This is a genomic window from Micromonospora sp. NPDC049497, from assembly GCF_044465805.1.
Classification (GTDB): Bacteria; Actinomycetota; Actinomycetes; order Mycobacteriales; family Micromonosporaceae; genus Micromonospora.
Genome location: NZ_JBITMC010000001.1, coordinates 376,919 through 396,695, shown reverse-complemented (window position 1 = coordinate 396,695; position 19,777 = coordinate 376,919). Strand labels below are relative to the sequence as shown.

Below are 19,777 nucleotides of genomic sequence, written 5' to 3'. Positions count from 1 at the left end.
CGGCGCAGCGGGTGGGACGGGATCAGGGCGTGGGCGCCTTGGCGAGCGCGATCTCGGCCTGCTCCTCGCCGGCCGCCTGGGGCGGGGTGTCGTTGGTGGTGCGCAGCGGGACCTCCCGGATGAACCAGGCGAGCACCGGCACGGCGACGGTGAAGACCACGGCCCAGAAGAAGACGTGCGAGATCGAGTCGGCCAGGCCGCCGAGGATCAGCTCCCGGGCCTGTCCCGGGAGCTCCCGCAGCCGCTCCAGGTCCATCGCCGCGCCCGCCTCGCCACCGCCACCGCCGAACGAGGCGCCCGCCGGCGACTCGGCCAGCCGGTTGGCGAAGATCGCCCCGAACAGCGAGATGCCGAACGAGCCGCCGATCGACCGGAAGAAGGTGGCGGCGCCACTGGCCGCGCCCAGGTCCCGCTGCTCCACGCTGTTCTGCGCGATGAGCATGGTGGTCTGCATGAGGAAGCCCATGCCGACGCCGAGCACGACCATGTAGAGCGAGGACTCGACCTTGCCGGTGTTGACGTCCAGCCGGGTCAGCAGGGCCATGCCGAGGGCCATGACCACGCCACCGATGATCGGGTAGGCCCGGTAGCGCCCGGTCTTGGTGATCGCACGGCCCACCACGAGCGAGACGACGAGCATGCCGAACATCAGGGGCAGCAGCAGCAGGCCGGAGTTGGTGGCGGACGCCCCCTGCACGGTCTGCTGGTAGAGCGGGAGGAAGTTCATCGCCCCGAACATCGCGAAGCCGAGCAGGAAGCCGATCAGCGAGATCAGCGCGAAGTTGCGGTTGGCGAACAGCCCCAGCGGCAGGATCGGCTCGGCGGCCCGCCGCTCGACGAGGACGAAGGCCACCAACGCGGCCACGGCCAGCACGACGAGGCCGCCGATCTGCGGCGAGGTCCAGTCGTAGGAGTTACCGCCCCAGGTGGTGATCAGCACGATCGCGGTGATGCCCACCGAGAGCAGCGCGGCGCCCAGCCAGTCGATCCGGTGCTCGGTGCGGTGCCGGGGCAGGTTGAGGGTGGCGATCAGCAGCACCAGGGCCACGCCGCCGAGCGGCAGGTTGACGTAGAAGGCCCAGCGCCAGGACAGATTGTCGGTGATGAAGCCGCCGACCAGCGGGCCGGCCACCATCGCGATCGCCATGATGCCGGCGATCATGCCCTGGTAGCGACCCCGCTCCCGCGGAGGCACCAGGTCACCGATGATCGCCATCACGCCGACCATCAGGCCGCCGGCCCCGAGGCCCTGGACGGCGCGGAAGGCGATCAGCTCGACCATGCCGTCGTTCGGGCCGCCGAGCAGGTCGGAGCCGGCCATGCCGCAGAGCGCCGAGCCGACGAGGAAGACGACCACGGAGGTCAGGAAGACCGACTTGCGGCCGTAGAGATCGCCGAGCTTGCCCCAGATCGGGGTCGAGACGGTCGTGCCGAGCACGTACGCGGTGACCACCCAGGTGAAGTGGTCCAGCCCGCCGAACTCACCGACGATCCGCGGCAGCGCCGTGCTGACGATCATGTTGTCGAGCATCGCCAGCATCATGGCGATCATCAGGCCGAAGAGGACGAGCCGGACGTTGGGTCTCGCCTCGGTCTGTGTTGGCTGTGTCATCGGTAAGCTCCCCGCGAGAAGTGCCGCACTTACTTGCCGCCCGGCTAGTCACCTTACTAGCCGCACGGTAAGTTGGCACCGGAGACCGGTCAAGCGAATTGGGTGGGGCACGTGAGGGAGAGCACAGGCGGCACGCGCGACCGCATCAAGGCCGTCGCGCTGGAGCTCTTCACCGAGCAGGGGTACGAGGCGACCTCGTTGCGGGAGATCGCGGAGCGGCTGAACGTGACGAAGGCCGCGCTCTACTACCACTTCAAGAGCAAGGACGAAATCGTCACCAGCTTCGTCGAGGACCGGCTGGACCGCATGGACGCGCTCATCACCTGGGCCCGGTCGCAGCCGGCCACCCTGGACACCCGGCGCGAGGTCATCGGCCGGTACGCGGACAGCATGTTCGACAGCGAGCAGCCGTCGGTGATGCGCTTCTTCGAGCAGAACCAGACCGCGCTGAAGAGCCTCGCCGCCGGCCGGGTGATGCGCGACCGGATGCTCCAGCTCGCCGACGTGCTGTCCCGGGGCGACGAATCACCCGCCGCCCAGCTGCGCGCCGCCCTGGCGATCTTCGCCGTGCACAGCAGCTGGTTCGCGGTGCGTACGCCCGGCATCACCGACCCGGAACGTCGGCGCATCGCGCTGGAGGTGGCCGACGAGCTTCTCGCCGCCATCGGCGCGACGGCGACCGGCGACACCGCGCCGCCGGACTGAACCGGCCGGGGGCGACCCTCAGGCCCGGGCGAGGTCCAGCCGCAGCCCGAGCAGGTCGACGCCGGGCAGCGGGGACCAGTCCTTCTCCGGCAGCCGGACGAAGCCGCGCCGCTCGTACAGCCGCTGGGCGGCCACCGCGTACCCGCTGCGGACGCAGATCACCACCGCCGTGCAGCCCAGGCCGGTGGCGCGCGCGACGCACGCGTCGACCAGCGCGGCCCCGACGCCACGCCCCTGCGCGGCCGGGTCGACGGCGAGCATCCGGAACTCCGCCTCACCGGGGCCGGACAGCTCGGCGTACCGGGTGCCGGGCAGCACGAACGTCACCGAGCCGAGGATCTGACCGGTGGACCCGTCGACGGCGACCAGCACCTCGCCGTGCTCCGCGCGGGTCGTGACGTCGGCGAGCACGACCGCGTACCCGTTCTCGCCCTTGAGCTGCCCGTCCGCCTCGTACGCGGCGACCGTCAGACGGGCCACCGCCGGAAAGTCGGCCGGGCCGGCGGGCCGGACCACGACGTCGGCGGGCCCCACGGGCCGGATCGAGGGGCCGGTCAATCGATCACCGCGATCAGGTCACCGTCCTGCACGACGTCGCCCTCGTTGACCGCGAGCTGCTTGACGACACCGTCGGACTCGGCGATGACCGGGATTTCCATCTTCATCGACTCCAGGATCACCAGGGTGTCCCCCTCGGACACGGTGTCCCCGGCCGACGCGACGACCTTCCAGACGTTCGCCACCATCTCGGCGCGGATCTCCTCGGCCATGTCCCGGCCCTCCCTCTCGCGACTACCTGCCGACGTATCCAATCATGCGGCCGGCCCCCGCGGGTGCGGAGCGCCCACCGGACGTGGATCACGGGTCACCGACCGGCCGGCAGCCAGGCCATGCGGTCGCGTCCGGTCGGCGTGTCGTGCGGCGCGGCGTACGCCCGGACCGCCCCGGCGCACGGCGGCGGGTGCCGGCCGCACTACCATCAGCGGGTCGGACCCGGGCGCCGGGAGGACCGGCGCGTCCCCGGTGCAGGGTTCTTGCGCAGCGGATCCGACCATCACGAGGAGGTCACCATGGCGAAGAAGGCCCGCAAGAAGAAGGCCCGGAAGAAGAGCTCCGCCAACCACGGCAAGCGCCCCAACTCCTGAGCGGCGGTGCCGGCCGCGGCTGGCCGAGCGACGGACACGACGGTGGCCCGGGTCGGAATCGACCCGGGCCACCCGTGTGTGTCCGGTACGCCGACGCTCAGTCGGCCAGTTCGCGGGAGTCGCTGCTCTCGAAGACCACCAGCTCGGTCAGCCGGATCCGCAGCCGCTCGCGCAGCTGGTCCGGCGCCGTCTCGTTGCCGCAGCAACGGGCGACCAGAGCCTTGACCTCCTGCTCGATGCCGTACTCGCGAAGGCACGGCCCGCACTCGTCGAGGTGGTGCCGGATCAGCAGGCGCCGCTCCTCGGCGCACTCCAGGTCCAGGTAGAGGTAGACCTCCGCGAGCACCTCACGGCAGTCGGTCTCGTGCGGGTTCCCACAGCTCACGTCACACCTCCCGGCCGGCAGCGGCGGTGGAGCCCTTCGGCGACGACGCGCCGGAGAAGCCGCGCTCGGCGGCGTAGCCCTCAAGCAGCTTGCGCAGATTACGACGGCCCCGGTGCAGTCGCGACATCACCGTGCCGATCGGCGTACCCATGATGTCGGCGACCTCCTTGTAGGAGAAGCCCTCGACGTCGGTGAGGTACACGGCCAGGCGGAACTCCTCCGGCAACTGCTGGAGGGCTTCCTTCACGTCGCTGTCCGGCAGCCGGTCCAGCGCCTCCGTCTCGGCCGAGCGCAGACCGCTGGAGGTGTGCGACTCCGCCGCGGCGAGCTGCCAGTCGGTGATCTCCTCGGTCGGCGCCTGGATCGGCTGCCGCTGCCGCTTCCGGTAGGAGTTGATGTAGGTGTTGGTCAGGATCCGGTACAGCCAGGCCTTCAGGTTCGTGCCCTGCTCGAACTGGTGGAAGGCCGAGTACGCCTTCAGGTACGTCTCCTGGACCAGATCCTCGGCATCCGCCGGGTTGCGCGTCATGCGCAGGCCGGCGGCGTAGAGCTGATCGACGAAGGGCATCGCGTCCCGCTCGAAGCGGGCCCTGCGCTCGTCCGTCTTCTCGGTGGTCAACCGCACATCCCCTCGCGTCGGATGCTTTCCCGCCGAGGATACGCGTACCGGACCGCCCGCAGATCCACTTCCGCCGGGTGTGCCCGTGCTCACCACGGGTGTGCCGGTCTCGACGGCCACCCCGACCGGCGACACCGCCGCGGGCCAGTCCGGACCATCCAGCAGCTGCCGTAGCTGCCGCGCGCCCCGCTCGTCCCGTTCCCGGGCCTGAGTCTCGGTCGGCACCGGTCACCCCCCTCGCCAGAAATGTCGTCCGGGGGCTGTAACGCGAAGAGGAGTGCCGGACATTCCGCCGGCCCTCGTCCCGGCCCTGGCGCCCGGCCCTCTTCCTGGTCCCGGGGCGACCTCGGCGGAGACCGCCGCTGGGACCAGGAAGGGCCTGGGAGGACCGGCGCCGCCGCCCGAAGCGGGCGGGCGGCACCATCCGATGCAACGACCCTGCGCCGCCCCCGGACACGGCCCGCCGCCTCGTCAGGCCCGGGTCCAGCCCCGATCGCGCAGCCAGTCCCGCACCACCGCGGCCGTGCCGGACGGTTCCCCGCGGAGGTCGTGCCGCTCCCCGGGCCGGGTCACCACCCGCACGTCCGGCCCGCCCTCCGGCACACCGAACGGGTCGCGGTCACCGTTGACCACCAGCGTCGGCACGCCGGTCCCCAGCTCCGCCGCGCGCGACCGCTCCGGGCGCCCCGGCGGATGCAGCGGGAACGCGAGCGCCACCACGCCGGCGGCACCGACCGCCGTCGCGGTCCGGCAGGCCACCCGGGCACCGCTGGACCGACCGCCCACCACCAGCGGCAGGCCGGCGTGCCGGTTCCGCAGCACGCCGAGCACCACGCTCCACGCCTCGTCGAGGTGGCCCGCCGGAGCCGGGGCGCGCCGGCCCGCGACCCGGTACGGCTGGGTGACCCGGACCACGACGAGGCCGGCCGCGACGGCGGCGTCCCGCAGCGCGAGCAGGTCCGGGGCGTCCACCCCGCCGCCCGCGCCGTGCCCGAGCGCCAGCAGGGCGACGGGCGCCCCGGCCGGCACGTCGGTGTCGACGCGGGCCGGGCCGCGCGGAGTGAGGATCTCGTCGGTCACGGACACCGGCCCATTGTGCGACCTGGACCCACACCTCCCGGCCCACCCCGGCTGTTGCCGCGCCGCCACCGCACCCCGACACCTCGGCGGGGTCCATCAGCTCAACTCGGGCCGCCCTGATGGACCCCGAACCCGACCACTGGTGAAGATCAACTCGATGTCATTGAAGTCGGGGTGAAATCCAGCCCGGATGCCCCGATGTCAATGATGTCGAGTTGACCGGTCGGATCGCGTCACCGACTCACCGGCATCAGCGTGAGCAGGCGGTCACGAACCGGTGGACCCGCCTCGTCGACGGCGTCCGGATCGGGTTGCACCTCGCTGCGCCAGGCGACGAGCATCGCCCGCCGTTCCCGGGGTGTGGTCCCACCCCACACACCGTGGCAGTCGCCGACCTCCAGTGCCCAGGCGAGGCAGGAGCCCTGCACATCGCAACTGTGGCAGAGCGCGACGGCCGCGTCGGCCGGTTCGTTCGGCGCCGGAAAGAACGTTTCCGGGTCGACACTCTGACAGGTTCCTCTGGTCCGCCATCCGTCGTCGTGTTGACGCTCACGCAGGGCCCGCAGCAGTCGCGGATCTCGTCGTGCGGCGGCCACCTCGTGCGGACGGGGCATACGTGCCCGTGTCATCCACCCACCTCCCCCGTGGGACCGGCAAGATCGGTGGACGTCGTTCGCCCCGTGCGAATCGTGCCCACTGCCGGCGCTGTGTTCTATCGCACTTACCGAGGCGGGGACAAGACTCTGCGAGGAATACAACGGAGAGCGCGGGCGACGTTTCGCCCGCAACTCTGGCAAATCACACTCGACAATGCCCGTCCGTCAGAAGAGCGTCATCTCCTCCGGCACGGCCGACCGGGCCACCGGTACGCGCGCGGTCAGGTGCGGGCCGTCGTTGCGGACGTCGCCCACCGCGGGACCCACCGGCCGGATCTCCAGACCGGCCAGCCAGTCCGGCGGGGGCGGGTCGAGCAGAGCCTCCGGTCGGTCGGTCGGCGCCAGCCAGGAGGACCAGCGATCCCGGGGCAGTAGCAGCGGCATCCGCTCGTGCACCTCGGCCAACTCGCCGAGCGCGGCGGTGGTCAGCACGCTGACGGTGGTCAGCGGGCCGGTCGGGCCGTCCCAGACCGACCAGATGCCGGCGAAGGCGAGCACCGAGCCGTCGAGCGGGGTCATGTAGTAGGCCTGCTTGCCACCGGCCGCCGGGCGGACCCACTCGTACCAGCCGTCGGCCGGCACCAGACAGCGGCGCCGGGCGAACGAGGGCGCGTACGCGCGACTGGTGGCGACCGTCTCGGCGCGGGCGTTGATCATGCGGGCGGCGCCGGCGGCGGACCGGGACCAGGGCGGCAGCAGACCCCAGCGGCCGAGCGAGAGCGTGCGGTGCCCCTCGGCGGAGACGCGGACCAGCGGCACCGGATCGGTGGGCGCCACGTTGTGGTCGGCGGTGAGCCGGCCCTCCGTGTCGTCGGACGACTCGAAGAGCGCGGTCAGGTCACCGGCGCTCCGGGTCGTCGCGTACCTCCCGCACATGTGCACACGCTAACGCGCCGGACGCCGCCCGGCTGTCCCGCTCAACGGGAGTTGGGGCGACGGCCGGCGTCCCCTGTCGGTCGGCACGGCAGAATGTAACCGTGGGGAACCTGACAGCGACCCGGCCGCCGCAGCCGTGGACCGCTCCGACCGCGTCCGACCCGATCGGCGCCACGCTGCGCCTGCCGGGCTCCAAGTCGCTGACCGCGCGCGCCCTGGTGCTCAGCGCGCTGGCCAGCGGCCCGTCGACGCTCGCCGGGCCACTGCGCGCCCGCGACACCGAGCTGATGGCCGCCGGGCTGCGGGCGATGGGCGCGCACATGTCGATCAGCGACGACGAGCGCTGGTTGGTCCGTCCGTACCCGCTGGCCGGCCCGGCGCACGTCGACGTCGGGCTGGCCGGCACGATCATGCGGTTCGTCCCTCCGGTGGCCGGCCTCGCCGACGGGCGGATCACCTTCGACGGCGACCCGCAGGCCCGCGTCCGTCCCCTGGGCCCGCTGATCGGGGCGCTGCGCTCCCTGGGCGTCCGGGTGGACACCCCCGGCCCCGGGAGCCTGCCGCTGACCGTGCTCGGCGCGGGCCGGGTGACCGGCGGTGAGGTGGTGATCGACGCGTCCGCCTCCAGTCAGCTCGTCTCCGGGCTGCTGCTGGCCGCGCCGCGCTTCGACCGGGGCGTGGTGGTCCGGCACGTCGGCCCGCCGGTCCCCTCGGCGCCGCACCTGCGGATGACGGTGCAGATGCTCCGGGCCGCCGGCGCGGCCGTGGACGACACCACCCCCGACGTGTGGACGGTCGAGCCGGGGCCGGTGACCGGGCGGGGCTGGGAGATCGAGCCGGACCTGTCCGGTGCGGTGCCGTTCTTCGCCGCCGCCCTGGTCACCGGTGGTGAGGTGACGTTGCAGGGTTGGCCGCGCAGCAGCATGCAGCCGGTCGAGCAGCTACGCACGCTGCTGACCCGGATGGGTGGCGACGTGAGCCTCTCCACCGCCGGGCTGACCGTGCGCGGCACCGGCACGGTGCACGGCCTGGACGCCGACCTGTCCGACGTCAGCGAGCTGACCCCGGCGCTCACCGCGCTCGCCATGCTCGCCGACTCGCCGTCGGTGTTCACCGGCGTGGCGCACATCCGGGGGCACGAGACCGACCGGATCGCCGCGCTGGCCCGGGAGTTCACCGCGCTGGGCGCCGACCTCACCGAGTCCCGCGACGGGCTGGAGATCCGGCCCCGCCCGCTGCGCGGCGGGACCTTCCGGACGTACGCCGACCACCGGATGGCACACGCCGCCGCGGTGGCCGGCCTGGCCGTGCCGGGCATCGAGCTGGACGACGTGACCTGCACCTCGAAGACCATGCCGGAGTTCCCGGCGCTATGGTCGGCGATGGTGACCGGCAAGAGCTGACGCGACGGGGGGCGGTCCTGGCGACCAGGCGACGCGAGTACGACGAGGACGACGTCCGGGTCCGGCCGGGAAAGTCGTCGCGTCCGCGTACGCGGACCCGGCCCCGGCACGCCGACGCGGTGGACGGGTTCGTGATCGCGGTGGACCGGGGCCGGTACACCTGCGTCCTGCCCGACGCCGGTCCCGACGCACCCCTGGTGACCGCGATGCGCGCCCGCGAGCTGGGCCGCAAGTCGGTGGTGGTGGGCGACCGGGTCGGCCTGGTCGGTGACACGTCGGGCGCGGACGGGGCGCTGGCCCGGATCGTCCGGATCGCCGAGCGGCGCTCGGTGCTGCGGCGCACCGCCGACGACGACGAGACCACCGCCGAGGGGCGGCTGGAACGGGTGGTCGTGGCCAACGCCGACCAGCTCGTGATCGTCAGCGCGCTGGCCGACCCACCGCCCCGGACCGGGTTCGTCGACCGGTGCCTGGTGGCCGCGTACGACGCCGGGATCGAGCCGCTGCTCTGCCTCACCAAGGCCGACCTGGCCGGCCCGGAGGCGGTCCTCGGGTACTACGCGGAGCTGGAGCTTCCGTACGTGCTGATCCGTCCCGACTCCGACCTGGACGCGTTGCGCAGCCTGCTCGCCGGGCGGATCTCGGTCATGGTCGGGCACTCCGGGGTGGGCAAGTCGACGCTGGTCAACCGCCTGGTCCCGGACGCGGCACGCGCGGTGGGCGTGGTCAGCGCGATCGGTCGGGGCCGCCACACCTCCACCAGCGCGGTGGCGCTGCGGCTGCCGGCGCCCGACCGCGGGGACGATCCGCGGCAACGCCAACCCGGCGCCGAGGGCTGGATCATCGACACCCCCGGCGTGCGCAGTTTCGGGCTGGCGCACGTCTCCGCCGACAGCCTGCTGCACGGCTTCCCGGACCTGGTCGAGGGGACGGTCGACTGTCCGGCGAACTGTCCGCACACCGCCGACGAGGCGCAGTGCGCACTGGACGCGTGGGTGGCCGCGGGCAAGGCCGACCAGCGGCGGCTGGCCTCGTACCGTCGCCTGCTGGCCTCCCGGTCCGGTGACGGCGACGGTCGCGGCGAGGCCGAGCACCGCGGGCCCGGCGAGTCCTGGGCCGGTGAGGGCGACCCGCCCGCCGCCGGGTGACGCCGCGCCCACCGCTACCGTTTTCCCCCATGACCGGGTACGCCGACGACCTCGCCCTCGCCCACCTGCTCGCGGACGCCGCGGACGCCGTCTCGACGGCCCGGTTCCGCGCGCTCGACCTGCGGGTCGAGGCCAAGCCCGACCTCACCCCCGTCTCCGACGCGGACACCGCCGTCGAGCGGCGGATCCGCGCGCTGCTGGCGACGCACCGGCCGGGCGACGGGCTCCTCGGCGAGGAGTACGGCGAGCAGCCCTCGACCGGCCCGGACGGCCGGCGCTGGGTCGTCGACCCGATCGACGGGACCAAGAACTTCGTCCGCGGCGTACCGGTCTGGGCCACCCTGATCGCACTGCTGGAGGGCGACCGGCCGGTCGCCGGGCTGGTGTCCGCGCCGGCCCTGGGCCGCCGCTGGTGGGCGGCGCTCGGCGAGGGGGCGTACGCGGGCACGGACGCCGCCAGCGGCACCCCGATCCGGGTCTCCGGCGTACGGGACCTGGCCGACGCGAGCTTCTGCTACTCCTCCCTGACCGGGTGGGAGGAGGCCGGCCGGCTCGACGCGGTCCTCGACATCATGCGCGCCTGCTGGCGTAGCCGCGCGTACGGCGACTTCTACGGTTACATGCTGCTGGCCGAGGGCGCACTGGACGTGATGGTGGAGCCCGAGTTGTCACTGTGGGACGTGGCGGCGCTGGTGCCGATCGTCACCGAGGCGGGCGGCACGTTCACGACGATGGACGGTCGTCCCGCCCCTGGTGGCAGCGATTCCGGGGACATCAGCGCCGTCGCCACGAACGGCGCGCTGCACTCCGACATCCTGGCCCGGCTGGGTCGGGCAACCGCGCGCTGACCCCCGGCAGCCTCTATCCTCGCCAGGTGGTCTCCTCCGGCTGGTGCTTCCTCGCGGCGATGATCGTCGCGTACGGCGTCGCCAACCTGCTCCAGTCGGTCGCCGCGGCCCGCACCACCGTGCACCACACGTTCGATCCGGGGCTGCTGCTGCGGCTGGCCGGGCACCGGACGTACCTGATCGGGCTGGGCTGCCAGGTCGCCGGCTTCGTGCTGGCCTTCCTGGCCCGCCGGGACCTGCCGCTGTTCCTGGTCCAGGCCAGCGTGGCCGCCGGCCTGGGCGTCACCGCGGTCCTCGGTGTCGTGGTGCTGAAGTGGCGGCTGCCGGCCGCCGAGGTGGCCCTGCTGGTGCTCCTGTTCGCCGGGATCAGCGGCCTGGTGCTGTCCGCCCGACCCGCGCCGTCGAAACAGCTCGGCACGGCCGGGCTGGTGGCGCTGGTGGTGGCGCTCGGCGTGATCGGAGTCCTGGGCTTCTTCGCCGTCCGCCTGCACGGCGCGCCCGGCTCGGTGGCGCTGGGCTCGCTGGCCGGCATGGCCTTCTCGGCCGCCGCGGTCGCCGCCCGCCCGCTGGCGTCCGCGCCGTCGATGGAGGCGTTCGCCGGCGACCCGCTGCTCTACCTGCTGATCGCGCACTCGATCGTGGGGCAGTTGCTGCTCGGCCTGGCCATGCAGCGCGGCTCGACCACGGCGGCGGTGGCCGCGATGGACGCCGCCGGCGCGGTGCCCGCGGCGATCGTCGGCCTGCTGCTGCTCAACGACAAGATCTGGCCCGGCCGCGAGTGGCTCGCCGCCACCGGGTTCCTGGTCACGCTCGCCGCGGTCATCGGCCTGACCCGGTACGCCGAGCCGCAGCACCACCACGCCGTCGCCGGGGAGCCGGACCGCGCGATGGTGGGCGTCGGCTCACCGGCCCGGCCGGGCTGACGGTCCGACCGCTCGGCCGGTCCACCCGGGACCGGCACCCGTCTGCGCTCAGGCGGCCTCGACCGAACCCGGTACGACCGTCTCGGGCACCACCGGGGTCTCCTCCACCGCGACCTCGACCGGTCGGCGGCGTCGGACGACCCGCTCGTAGAGCCGCTCCAGCGCGCCGGCCGTCCGCTCCCACGTGTAGCTGCACCGCACCCGGTCCACCGCCGCGTGCCCGTACGCGAACCGGCTGGCGTTGTCGGCGAGGAGCCGGCGCAGCGTCACGCCGAGGGTCCGGACGTCGCCCGGCGGCACCAACCGCCCGGTGACCTCGTCCACGACGGAGTCGGCGATGCCGCCCAGGGCGTACCCGACGACCGGCACGCCGCAGGCCATCGCCTCCAGCGAGACCCGGCCGGCGGAGGAGTAGTGCGGGGTGCACGCGACCACGTCCGCCGAGCGGTACCAGGTGGCCATCTGCTCGTGCGGTACGGCGCCGACCAGCTTCACCTGCTCGGCCACCCCGTTGCGCTCGGCGACCTCCCGCAGGTGCCGCGCCTCGGCGTGGTCGGCGAGCTGCTCGGCCGGCGGACCGCCCGCGATGACGAGTTCGGCGTCCCCCACCAGGCGCATGGCCCGGATGAGGTCCTCCACGCCGTGGCCGGGCGTGAGCCCGCCGACGGAGAGGATCCGGGGGCGCTGGTCACGGGGGGCCGCCTCCCCGTCGGGGTGGAAACGCTCGGTGTCGACGCCGGGCGGCACCATCGCCACGGACGTGCGTTGCAGGCCCATCCGGGTCAGCTCGTCGACCTCGTCGTTGCTCTGGGCCACGGCGATGTCGACCGCGCGGGTCAGCGCCCGTTCCAGGGGGATCCGCTCCCCCGGCCCGTCGTAGCGGCCACCGAGGTGGCGTAGCTGCTCGACGCCGAGGCTGTGGAAGGTCTGCACCACCGGGATGTCGGTCTCACGAACCGCGTGCGCGGCGGCCAGACCACCGATCCAGTAGTGCCCGTGCACCACCTCCGGCGCCCACTCGCCGGACCAGCGGTCGGCCAGCCAGCGGCCGTACTCGGTCACGTACGGCACGAGTTCCGCCGTCGGGACCGAGGCCGCCGGCCCGACCGGCACGCGCTCCACGCGGTACCCGTCGAGGGTGGCGGTCTCGGGCAGGTGCGGGTCGTCGCGGCGTTCGTAGACCCGGACGTCATGGCCTCGTGCGGCCAGTTCGGCGGCGACCTTCGCGATGTGCTGGTAAGTGCCGACGGCGGATCCGTCGACACGCCTGGTGGGGTCGGCGTGCGCGCAGACGAGGCCGACGCGCATGGTGCACCTCCATGCGATCTTCTCAGCGGTGGTCCTGCCGGTCAGAGCGTCCCATTAACCGGGGGCCCGGGAGCCGAAACCTGGCAGATCGGAAAGAGGCTGACGGGTGCCGCAGAAAGTTGCGGCTCGACAAGCACCGATCGGGCAGCCGGACACGTTCCGCGACGATTCGCCAGCACTCGGCTCGCATGACCACTGCAGACGGGGGTACCGGCGAAGAATGCCTCTGACCCGCAGCCTCACCGACGCCGTCGTGGTGATCACCGGTGCCTCCAGCGGGATCGGCACTGCCACCGCGTACGCCCTCGCCGAGCGGGGCACCGCCGTGGTGCTCGCGGCACGCAGTGAGCCGGCCCTCGACGAGGTGGCCCAGCGCTGCCGCGACCTGGGCGGGCGCGCGCTCGTGGTACCGACCGACGTGACCGATCCCGTCGAGGTGGAGCGCCTGGCCGACCGGGCGGTGACCGAGTTCGGCCGCCTCGACGGCTGGGTCAACAACGCCGCGGTCAGTGCGGTCGGGCTCTTCGACGAGATCCCCATCGAGGAGTTCCGCCGCGTGCTGGAGGTCAACCTCCTCGGCACCGTGTACGGCATCCGGGCCGCCCTGCCCCACCTCGGCGCGGCCGGGGGCGGAGTACTGGTCAACAACGCGTCGGTGCTCGCCGAGGTGGCGATGCCGTACCAGTCCGCGTACAACGCCACCAAGCACGGCATCCGGGGACTGGCCGACACGGTCCGCCAGGAACTGCGGGTGACCGGCCGGGGTGCCATCTCGATCTGCACCGTCCTGCCGGCGACCATCGACACACCGTTCTTCCGGCACGCGGCCAACCACAGCGGCCGCGAACTCGTCCCCCCGCCGCCGGTCTACCCGCCCGAGGTGGTGGCGCGCACCATCGTCCGCCTGCTTCGTCGGCCGCGCCGCGAGGCGTACGCCGGTGGGGCCGCCCGGCTGATCGGCCTCCAGTGGCGGCTCGCCCCGGCGGTGGCCGAGCGGGTGCTCGGCTGGTACGTGCACCGCACCCAGTTCGGGCCCACCGCCCGGCTGGACAGCACCGGCAATGTCTTCCATCCCGACGCACAGGCCCGGCATGACGGCGGCTGGCACGGGCGGCGCCGGCAGATCGTCCGGGTGACCGCCGCCTTCGGACTGGCGGCGGCCGGAACCGCGGTCGGGACGATGGCGGCGATGACCCGACGAGCCCGGGCGGGCCGCTGATGAACAGGGCTGACCGGCCGGATGCACGGTCCGCGCCGGCGTTGCACAATGGGACGATCATGCCGACCGACGTGCGTTGCCTGGTGGAGACGGACGAGTCGTCCGGCGTCGTCCGGTTGACCGGGGTGCTCGACTCCTCCGGTGTCGGTGCGGTCCACGACGCACTGCTCACCCGCCTCACCGACCGGCCGGGCCCGGTGGTCGTCGACCTGAGCGGCCTGCGCGTGACCGAGCCGGTCGCCCGGGACGTCTTCGCCGAGGTGCGCCGCGAGGTGATCGACTGGCCGGCGGCGGAGCTGATGGTCTGCGACCCCACCGGCACCATCGGCGGCGTACCCACCTGGCCGACCCTCGACCGGGTGCTGGCCGCCCTGGCCGAGACCCCGATGGCCGCCGTGCTCACCGCCGACCTCGCCCCGGAGGTGGGCGCCGCGCGGCAGGCCCGGGCGCTGGTCACCGACGGCTGCGTCCGGTGGGGCGTCGCCGCGTTGGCCGAGCCGGCCTCCATCGCGGTCACCGAGATGGTCAACAACGTGGTGGCGCACGCGCGGACGCCGATGACGGTCCGGCTGGCCCCCCGCGACAGCACCCTGCACCTGGCCGTCCGCGACCACTCCGCCCGCCGGCCGGCCTTCCGAGGGCTGGCCCCGCTCGACTCGACCGGCGGACGCGGCCTGCTCCTCATCGACACCCTCGCCCGCCGCTGGGGCAGCACGCCGCTGCCGGACGGCAAGGTGGTGTGGTGCGTGCTGCACGCCGAGGACGAGGTCGCCCACCGCAGCTGACCCGGTTCTCGCAGCCCGAAACGTGGTTGGATGCTCCTCTCATCCCGCTTACGCCCCAATGGCCACCGCCGGTACCGGTTACGCCGGGAGGGCAGTGGGTAGTGATCCGACATGCGCGACGACGAGTACCCGACCCCCGTGTCCGACCCCGAGGCGGAGGGCCTGCCCGACACCGCCGACGACGACTCGACCGCCAACGACGACGTCCTGACCGGGCGCGAGGCGGACGGCCCGGAGCCGGCGCAGCTGCCCGGCGACCGGACGCCGGTCGCGGTGGACCGGTTCGGGACCACCGCCGAGGAACAGCTCGACGGCGAGTCGCTCGACTACAAGCTCGATCGTGAACAGTACGAACGCCCTGCCGACGACCCGCTGGCCGGCCCGGTCGACCCGGACATCGCCGCCGAGGCCGACAGCGAGGAGCAGGCGGCCCAGGCGCAGCTCGACGCGGACGTGATCGAGCCGGGGCCCACCTCCGACCCGCAGTCCCCGGTGTCCCTGTACGACCACGGGCAGCTCGGCAGCGTCGCCGACGCGCAGGTCGGGCGTCTGGTGGAACCGGACGAGGGGGCGCACACCGACCAGGAGACCGACTCGGTCGCGTACGACGCCGGTTCGGCCGGCGGCGGCGCGACCGCGGAGGAGCTGGCCATCCACGAGACGCGGCCGCCGCACTCCGTGTGACGCCTCGGTGTGGACGCCGCCGGCGGGCCCGACCTGCCGGCGGCCGTCCTCACCCGTCCAGGCCCTGCTCGATCGCGTACCGGGTCAGCTCCACCCGGTTGTGCAGCTGCAACTTGCCCAGCGTGTTCTGCACGTGGTTCTGCACCGTGCGGTGGGAGAGACCGAGCCGCTCCGCGATCTGCTTGTAGGACATCCCCTTCGCCACCAGGCGCAGCACCTCGGTCTCCCGGTCGGTCAGCCGGGGCGCGGCGCCACCGGCGGACCCCGACGCGCCGGCCCCGCCCGAGGAATCGGCCGCCAGCCGGCGGTACTCGCCGAGCACCAGTCCGGCCAGGCCGGGCGTGAAGACCGGCTCCCCCGCCGCCGTCCGCCGCACCGCGTCCAGGAACTCCGCGGGGGCGGCGGACTTCAGCAGGTAACCGGTGGCCCCGGCCTTCACCGCGTCCAGCACGTCCTGGTGCTCGCCGCTGGCGGAGAGCATCAGGATCCGCACCTCCGGCAGCGTGGCCCGCAGCCCGTGGATCACCTCCACCCCGGAGACGTCCGGCAGTTGCAGGTCGAGCACCACCAGGTCCGGTCGGGCGGCGGCGGCCACCCGCACCGCCTGACGCCCCTCCCCGCTGGTGGCCACCACCAGGTGGCCGGCCTCGGTGAGGTCGCGCGCGACCCCCTCCCGCCACATCGGGTGGTCGTCGACCACCATCACCCGCGCCACGGGCACTCCCCCGTCCCTCCGGTGCCGGCGGCCCCGTCGACCGCCGGACGACCGGCGGTCACGTCGACCGCCGGGGCACGACCAGTTCCAGCTCCGTACCGGCACCGGGGGCGGAGGTGATCCGTGCGGTGCCGCCCAGATCGGCGAGGCGGCCCTGGATGGAGCGGGACACACCCATCCGTCCCTGCGCCGCCGCCTCGGCCAGCCGACCGTCTCCGATGCCGGGTCCCTCGTCGCGGACCGACACGGTCACCGTGTGCCCCTCGTCCTCGACCAGCACCCACGCCCGGCCGCCGGCGTGCCGGGCCACGTTGTCCAGGGCCGCGCCGGTGGCGGCGGCGAGCTCCCGTGCGACGGCTCCGGGCAGCGGCACCGGGCCGGCCGGTGCCGACACGGAGACCAGCGTGGAGGCGTACCGGCCGAGCAGCGCCCGCAGGTCCACCTCCTCCGCTCCGCCGTCGGTGACCGGTGCCGGCACGCCGCTGATCAGCGCCCGCAGGGCCGCCTCCTGCTCCCCCGCGAGCCGCGCCAGTTCCCCGGCCTCGCCGTCCAGGTCCGCACCACGTCGCTGCACCAGCGCGAGCACCTGCAGGACCGAGTCGTGGATCCCCCGGGCGAGCCGGTCGCGCTCGCGGGTCGCGGCCTCCAGCTCGACCGCCCGTTGCAGCCGCTCCTGGGCGGTGACCGCCAGCCGGGCCACATGCCCCACCACCACCCCGGCGAGCAGCATGAGGATCGCGCCGTTGAACGCCGACGGCGTCACCGTCCCCCGGGTGCCGAGGTCCGCGGCGGCCAGCACGAGGGCCGCGACCGTGCCCCGCCGCCGCCCGCCGGAGACGGCCCAGGCGAGCACCGGGCCCGCCAGCCAGGCCACCGCCAGGGTGGGCGATCCGGCCGCCAGCGCCGCGTGTCCCACCACCCAGGGGGTGACCAGCACGATGCCGAGGACGACGCCGAGGTCCGCCAGCAGCAGCGGCCACCGCCGCCAGGCCGGGCGGGCGTAGCCGGCCACGGTGACGGCGGTCCAGGCCGCCATCACCAGCACCAGGGCACCGGCGGCGAGCGGATGCGCGTACCGGTCGGCGTCCCGCAGGGCCAGCACGACGACGTACGCGAGGGAGGCGACCCGGTAGACGGCGAGCGCCCGCCAGAGCGGGACCTCGAACCCACCGGGCGACGTCGGCACGGCTGTCACGATGCCACAGCCCCGCAGACGCGCAGAGGCCGGCAGGTGCGGCACGGGAAACCCTGACGTACCGTGGAAATGCCGCGAAAGAGCGGAGGATCCGCTGTCGGGGACGGGGCCATGACGAACGCAGAGCCGGACGCACCGCGTACGGTTGTGCCCATCGAACCTTCCCCCCTGATCGCCGAGGCCTTCGACCAGGCTCAGGTGACCGAGCTCCGACACTCGGTCACCTCCTGCGCGCACGCCGCCGGGCTCGGCGGCCAGCGCCTGGACGACTTCGTGCTGGCGGTCAACGAGCTGATCACCAACGCGGTCCGGCATGGCGGCGGCCGGGGCTGGCTGCGCCTGTGGCGGCAGTCGGGGCGGCTGGTCTGCGAGGTCTCCGACCACGGGCACGGCATCAGCGCCCACCGACTGAACGACCGCAGCCGCCCCGCACCCGACACCGCCGGCGGCTGGGGTCTCTGGCTGGCTCGGGAACTCAGCGACACGATGGAGGTCGAGACCGGCACGGCCGGGACGCTGGTGCGGATCAGCGCCGCCGTCGCCACCCGCGACCGCACCGGCCCCCACCACCACGACTGACCCCGTCGCGGGCACGTCGGTCAGGCGAAGAGGGTACTGACGGACTCGCCGTTGTGGATGCGGCGCATCGCCTCGGCCAGGGCCGGTGCCACCGAGAGCACCTTCAGCTTGGGCACCCGCTTGTCCGTCGGGATCGGCACGGTGTTGGTGCACACGATCTCCAGTACGCCCTCCTGCTCGCTGAGCCGGGTCAGGGCGCCGGCGGAGAAGAGACCGTGCGTACAGGCCAGGCGGATCGAGCGGACGTTCCGCTCCCGCAGGTGCTCCATCAACTCGATCACCGTGCTGCCCTTGGCGATCTCGTCGTCCAGCACTATCACGTCGCGGTCGGCCACGTCGCCGATCACCGCGCTGATCGTGACCCGGTCGTCGCTGAACCGCTGCTTCGCGCCGGCCGCCACCGGGGTGCCGAGCCGGCGGGCGAACGCGGCGGCCTCCTTGGCGTTGCCCAGGTCGGGCGAGACGACCACCGTGTCGGACAGGTCGTACCCGGCGAAGTGGGCGGCCAATTCGCGCAGCGCGTGCAGATGATCGACGGGGACGCTGAAGAAGCCGTGCACCTGCGGGGAGTGCAGGGTCATCGCCAGCACCCGGTCGGCGCCGGCCGAGGTGAGCAGGTCGGCCACCAGCCGCCCGCCGATCGAGATGCGCGGGGCGTCCTTCTTGTCCGAGCGGGCATACGCGTAGTGCGGCAGCACCACCGTGATCCGGCCGGCGGACGCCCCCCGCGCGGCGTCGATCATGAGCAGCAGCTCGACCAGGTTCTCCTGCACCGGCGGCACCAGCGGCTGGATCAGGAAGACGTCCCGCTCCCGGCAGTTGGCCTGCAACTGCACTTCCAGACAGTCGTTGGCGAACCGGGACACCCGCACCGGGTACAGCGGCACCCCGAGGTGGGCGCAGATCTCCGCCGCGAGGTCGGGATGGGCGGTTCCACTGAAGACGGCGATGTCGCGCACGTTCGCACATCGTACGGATCAGCGGAGGCGTCCAGGCCCCGACGGGCCGGCAGCGGTCAGTCCCAGCGGTTTCCGGTGAGCTTCTCGTACACGTCGACGTAGCGGGCGCGGGTCGCCTCGACCACCTCGGCCGGCACCTCCGGAGCGGGGGCCTGCTTGTTCCAGCCGCTCTCGGTGGCCCAGTCCCGCACGTACTGCTTGTCGTAGGAGAACTGCGCGCGCCCCGGCTGGTACGACTCGGCCGGCCAGAACCGGGACGAGTCGGAGGTGAGCAGCTCGTCGCCGATCGTCAGGGTGCCGTCCGGCGCCCACCCCAGTTCGATCTTCGTGTCGGCGACCAGGATCCCCCGGTCGGCGGCCAGTTCGGCGCCGCGTCGGTAGACGTCGAGGGTGATCCGGCGCAGCCGCTCGGCTGTCTCCGCACCGACCTTGTCGATCACGTCGTCGAAGGTGATGGGCTCGTCGTGCTCCCCCACTGGCGCCTTGGTCGACGGGGTGAAGATCGGCTCGGGCAGGATGGACGCCTCGACCAGGCCGCGCGGCAGCGCGACACCGGAAACGGCACCGGTGGCCTGGTACTCCTTCAGGCCACCGCCGGTCAGGAAGCCCCGGGCCACGCACTCCACCGGCACCATCTCCAGCCGCCGGCAGCGGATCGCCCGCCCGGCGAACTCCTCGGGTACGTCGGTGGCCGAGACCACGTGGTTCGGTGCCAGGTCGGCGAGCTGCTCGAACCACCACAGCGAGAGCGCGGTGAGCAGCTTGCCCTTGTCCGGGATCGGCGTCGGCAGCACCACGTCGTAGATCGAGATGCGGTCGGAGGCGACCAGGATCAGGTCGTCGCCGTCGGCGTAGACGTCCCGGACCTTGCCCGAGTGCAGAAGTTCCACGCGCCCTAGTACACCACGTGGCCTGCGTACGGCCGTCGCCGGT

Annotated in this window: 23 protein-coding genes; 10 read left to right on the top strand and 13 right to left on the bottom strand. The window is 73.4% G+C overall.

Annotation, left to right across the window (positions count from 1 at the left end; all coding sequences use genetic code 11):
• Positions 1-22: 22 nt before the first annotated feature.
• Positions 23-1,612: an MDR family MFS transporter gene (locus ACIBR0_RS01880; RefSeq protein ID WP_396712163.1), complete on the bottom strand. Its 1,590-nt coding sequence runs from the start codon at positions 1,610-1,612 to the stop codon at positions 23-25.
• Positions 1,613-1,723: 111 nt separating this feature from the next.
• On the opposite strand from ACIBR0_RS01880, the gene ACIBR0_RS01875 reads away from it, so the two are divergent.
• Positions 1,724-2,317 (top strand): TetR/AcrR family transcriptional regulator, encoded by a 594-nt coding sequence (locus tag ACIBR0_RS01875; RefSeq protein WP_396712161.1) that lies wholly within the window; start codon positions 1,724-1,726, stop codon positions 2,315-2,317.
• Positions 2,318-2,335: 18 nt separating this feature from the next.
• Here ACIBR0_RS01875 and ACIBR0_RS01870 read toward each other — a convergent pair whose 3' ends face one another.
• Entirely contained in the window at positions 2,336-2,851 is a 516-nt protein-coding gene (locus ACIBR0_RS01870; RefSeq protein ID WP_396712159.1) for a GNAT family N-acetyltransferase, read from the bottom strand.
• 20 nt (positions 2,852-2,871) lie between these two features.
• Positions 2,872-3,087, bottom strand: a complete 216-nt coding sequence (locus ACIBR0_RS01865; protein WP_091628250.1) for a biotin/lipoyl-binding carrier protein — start codon at positions 3,085-3,087, stop codon at positions 2,872-2,874.
• A 300-nt stretch (positions 3,088-3,387) separates the two neighbouring features.
• Here ACIBR0_RS01865 and ACIBR0_RS01860 point away from each other — a divergent pair, with 300 nt between their 5' ends.
• The gene (locus tag ACIBR0_RS01860) at positions 3,388-3,462 is read left to right on the top strand and encodes a 50S ribosomal protein bL37 (protein WP_369752275.1); all 75 of its coding nucleotides are present in this window, start codon (positions 3,388-3,390) and stop codon (positions 3,460-3,462) included.
• Between the two features lie 97 nt (positions 3,463-3,559).
• On the opposite strand, the gene rsrA is transcribed toward ACIBR0_RS01860, so the two are convergent.
• The 5 genes from rsrA to ACIBR0_RS01835 form a co-directional block, all read right to left on the bottom strand.
• Positions 3,560-3,847 (bottom strand): mycothiol system anti-sigma-R factor, encoded by a 288-nt coding sequence (gene rsrA / locus ACIBR0_RS01855; protein ID WP_357028261.1) that lies wholly within the window; start codon positions 3,845-3,847, stop codon positions 3,560-3,562.
• A gap of 1 nt (position 3,848) precedes the next feature.
• On the bottom strand, positions 3,849-4,691 hold the full coding sequence (locus ACIBR0_RS01850) for a sigma-70 family RNA polymerase sigma factor (RefSeq protein WP_396712157.1): 843 nt from the start codon (positions 4,689-4,691) through the stop codon (positions 3,849-3,851).
• A 246-nt stretch (positions 4,692-4,937) separates the two neighbouring features.
• Positions 4,938-5,552, bottom strand: coding sequence for an alpha/beta family hydrolase (locus tag ACIBR0_RS01845; protein ID WP_396712155.1), 615 nt, complete (start codon positions 5,550-5,552; stop codon positions 4,938-4,940).
• A 227-nt stretch (positions 5,553-5,779) separates the two neighbouring features.
• Positions 5,780-6,175, bottom strand: a complete 396-nt coding sequence (locus tag ACIBR0_RS01840; RefSeq protein WP_357028270.1) for a WhiB family transcriptional regulator — start codon at positions 6,173-6,175, stop codon at positions 5,780-5,782.
• Between the two features lie 192 nt (positions 6,176-6,367).
• Positions 6,368-7,078: an SOS response-associated peptidase gene (locus ACIBR0_RS01835; RefSeq protein WP_396712152.1), complete on the bottom strand. Its 711-nt coding sequence runs from the start codon at positions 7,076-7,078 to the stop codon at positions 6,368-6,370.
• 101 nt (positions 7,079-7,179) lie between these two features.
• Here ACIBR0_RS01835 and aroA point away from each other — a divergent pair, with 101 nt between their 5' ends.
• The 4 genes from aroA to ACIBR0_RS01815 are packed head-to-tail and all read left to right on the top strand — an operon-like array spanning position 7,180 to position 11,400.
• A complete protein-coding gene (gene aroA / locus ACIBR0_RS01830) occupies positions 7,180-8,481 on the top strand; it encodes a 3-phosphoshikimate 1-carboxyvinyltransferase (RefSeq protein ID WP_357028276.1) in 1,302 nt (433 codons plus the stop codon).
• Entirely contained in the window at positions 8,451-9,629 is a 1,179-nt protein-coding gene (gene rsgA, locus ACIBR0_RS01825; protein ID WP_396712150.1) for a ribosome small subunit-dependent GTPase A, read from the top strand. The genes aroA and rsgA overlap by 31 nt, the downstream gene beginning before the upstream one ends.
• A 29-nt stretch (positions 9,630-9,658) precedes the next feature.
• Complete coding sequence (gene hisN / locus ACIBR0_RS01820) at positions 9,659-10,477, top strand: histidinol-phosphatase (RefSeq protein WP_396712148.1); 819 nt, start codon at positions 9,659-9,661, stop codon at positions 10,475-10,477.
• 59 nt (positions 10,478-10,536) lie between these two features.
• On the top strand, positions 10,537-11,400 hold the full coding sequence (locus ACIBR0_RS01815; protein WP_396712444.1) for a hypothetical protein: 864 nt from the start codon (positions 10,537-10,539) through the stop codon (positions 11,398-11,400).
• Positions 11,401-11,448: 48 nt separating this feature from the next.
• Here ACIBR0_RS01815 and ACIBR0_RS01810 read toward each other — a convergent pair whose 3' ends face one another.
• The gene (locus ACIBR0_RS01810) at positions 11,449-12,708 is read right to left on the bottom strand and encodes a glycosyltransferase (protein ID WP_396712147.1); all 1,260 of its coding nucleotides are present in this window, start codon (positions 12,706-12,708) and stop codon (positions 11,449-11,451) included.
• 220 nt (positions 12,709-12,928) lie between these two features.
• Between ACIBR0_RS01810 and ACIBR0_RS01805 the strand changes: the two genes are divergently transcribed.
• The 3 genes from ACIBR0_RS01805 to ACIBR0_RS01795 all read left to right on the top strand — a co-directional run bounded on the left by ACIBR0_RS01805 (position 12,929) and on the right by ACIBR0_RS01795 (position 15,396).
• On the top strand, positions 12,929-13,927 hold the full coding sequence (locus ACIBR0_RS01805; RefSeq protein WP_396712145.1) for an SDR family oxidoreductase: 999 nt from the start codon (positions 12,929-12,931) through the stop codon (positions 13,925-13,927).
• Positions 13,928-13,986: 59 nt separating this feature from the next.
• Positions 13,987-14,712 carry an ATP-binding protein gene (locus ACIBR0_RS01800; RefSeq protein ID WP_357028294.1) on the top strand — a complete coding sequence of 242 codons (726 nt, stop codon included), beginning with the start codon at positions 13,987-13,989 and terminating at the stop codon, positions 14,710-14,712.
• A gap of 111 nt (positions 14,713-14,823) precedes the next feature.
• A complete protein-coding gene (locus ACIBR0_RS01795; RefSeq protein ID WP_396712143.1) occupies positions 14,824-15,396 on the top strand; it encodes a DUF5709 domain-containing protein in 573 nt (190 codons plus the stop codon).
• Between the two features lie 49 nt (positions 15,397-15,445).
• On the opposite strand, the gene ACIBR0_RS01790 is transcribed toward ACIBR0_RS01795, so the two are convergent.
• The gene (locus tag ACIBR0_RS01790; protein ID WP_396712443.1) at positions 15,446-16,099 is read right to left on the bottom strand and encodes a response regulator; all 654 of its coding nucleotides are present in this window, start codon (positions 16,097-16,099) and stop codon (positions 15,446-15,448) included.
• A 70-nt stretch (positions 16,100-16,169) separates the two neighbouring features.
• A complete protein-coding gene (gene macS, locus ACIBR0_RS01785) occupies positions 16,170-17,297 on the bottom strand; it encodes a MacS family sensor histidine kinase (protein WP_396712142.1) in 1,128 nt (375 codons plus the stop codon).
• A gap of 120 nt (positions 17,298-17,417) precedes the next feature.
• Here macS and ACIBR0_RS01780 point away from each other — a divergent pair, with 120 nt between their 5' ends.
• Positions 17,418-17,885 carry an ATP-binding protein gene (locus tag ACIBR0_RS01780; protein ID WP_357028303.1) on the top strand — a complete coding sequence of 156 codons (468 nt, stop codon included), beginning with the start codon at positions 17,418-17,420 and terminating at the stop codon, positions 17,883-17,885.
• Between the two features lie 20 nt (positions 17,886-17,905).
• Here the strand turns inward: ACIBR0_RS01780 and ACIBR0_RS01775 are convergent, their stop codons facing one another.
• Together ACIBR0_RS01775 and ACIBR0_RS01770 are read right to left on the bottom strand one after the other, a co-directional pair.
• Positions 17,906-18,844 (bottom strand): ribose-phosphate pyrophosphokinase, encoded by a 939-nt coding sequence (locus ACIBR0_RS01775; protein ID WP_357028307.1) that lies wholly within the window; start codon positions 18,842-18,844, stop codon positions 17,906-17,908.
• Between the two features lie 56 nt (positions 18,845-18,900).
• The gene (locus ACIBR0_RS01770; RefSeq protein WP_357028311.1) at positions 18,901-19,734 is read right to left on the bottom strand and encodes a phosphoribosylaminoimidazolesuccinocarboxamide synthase; all 834 of its coding nucleotides are present in this window, start codon (positions 19,732-19,734) and stop codon (positions 18,901-18,903) included.
• Positions 19,735-19,777: the final 43 nt, after the last annotated feature.

Excerpts from the sequence above, each read along its gene's own strand:
- ACIBR0_RS01880 (WP_396712163.1), bottom strand. The coding sequence starts at position 1,612 with ATGACACAGCCAACACAGACCGAGGCGAGACCCAACGTCCGGCTCGTC.
- ACIBR0_RS01865 (WP_091628250.1), bottom strand. The coding sequence starts at position 3,087 with ATGGCCGAGGAGATCCGCGCCGAGATGGTGGCGAACGTCTGGAAGGTC.
- ACIBR0_RS01840 (WP_357028270.1), bottom strand. The coding sequence starts at position 6,175 with ATGACACGGGCACGTATGCCCCGTCCGCACGAGGTGGCCGCCGCACGA.
- ACIBR0_RS01835 (WP_396712152.1), bottom strand. The coding sequence starts at position 7,078 with ATGTGCGGGAGGTACGCGACGACCCGGAGCGCCGGTGACCTGACCGCG.
- rsgA (WP_396712150.1), top strand. The coding sequence starts at position 8,451 with ATGGTCGGCGATGGTGACCGGCAAGAGCTGACGCGACGGGGGGCGGTC.
- hisN (WP_396712148.1), top strand. The coding sequence starts at position 9,659 with ATGACCGGGTACGCCGACGACCTCGCCCTCGCCCACCTGCTCGCGGAC.
- ACIBR0_RS01815 (WP_396712444.1), top strand. The coding sequence starts at position 10,537 with ATGATCGTCGCGTACGGCGTCGCCAACCTGCTCCAGTCGGTCGCCGCG.
- ACIBR0_RS01810 (WP_396712147.1), bottom strand. The coding sequence starts at position 12,708 with ATGCGCGTCGGCCTCGTCTGCGCGCACGCCGACCCCACCAGGCGTGTC.
- ACIBR0_RS01805 (WP_396712145.1), top strand. The coding sequence starts at position 12,929 with ATGCCTCTGACCCGCAGCCTCACCGACGCCGTCGTGGTGATCACCGGT.
- ACIBR0_RS01800 (WP_357028294.1), top strand. The coding sequence starts at position 13,987 with ATGCCGACCGACGTGCGTTGCCTGGTGGAGACGGACGAGTCGTCCGGC.
- ACIBR0_RS01795 (WP_396712143.1), top strand. The coding sequence starts at position 14,824 with ATGCGCGACGACGAGTACCCGACCCCCGTGTCCGACCCCGAGGCGGAG.
- ACIBR0_RS01790 (WP_396712443.1), bottom strand. The coding sequence starts at position 16,099 with ATGGTGGTCGACGACCACCCGATGTGGCGGGAGGGGGTCGCGCGCGAC.
- ACIBR0_RS01780 (WP_357028303.1), top strand. The coding sequence starts at position 17,418 with ATGACGAACGCAGAGCCGGACGCACCGCGTACGGTTGTGCCCATCGAA.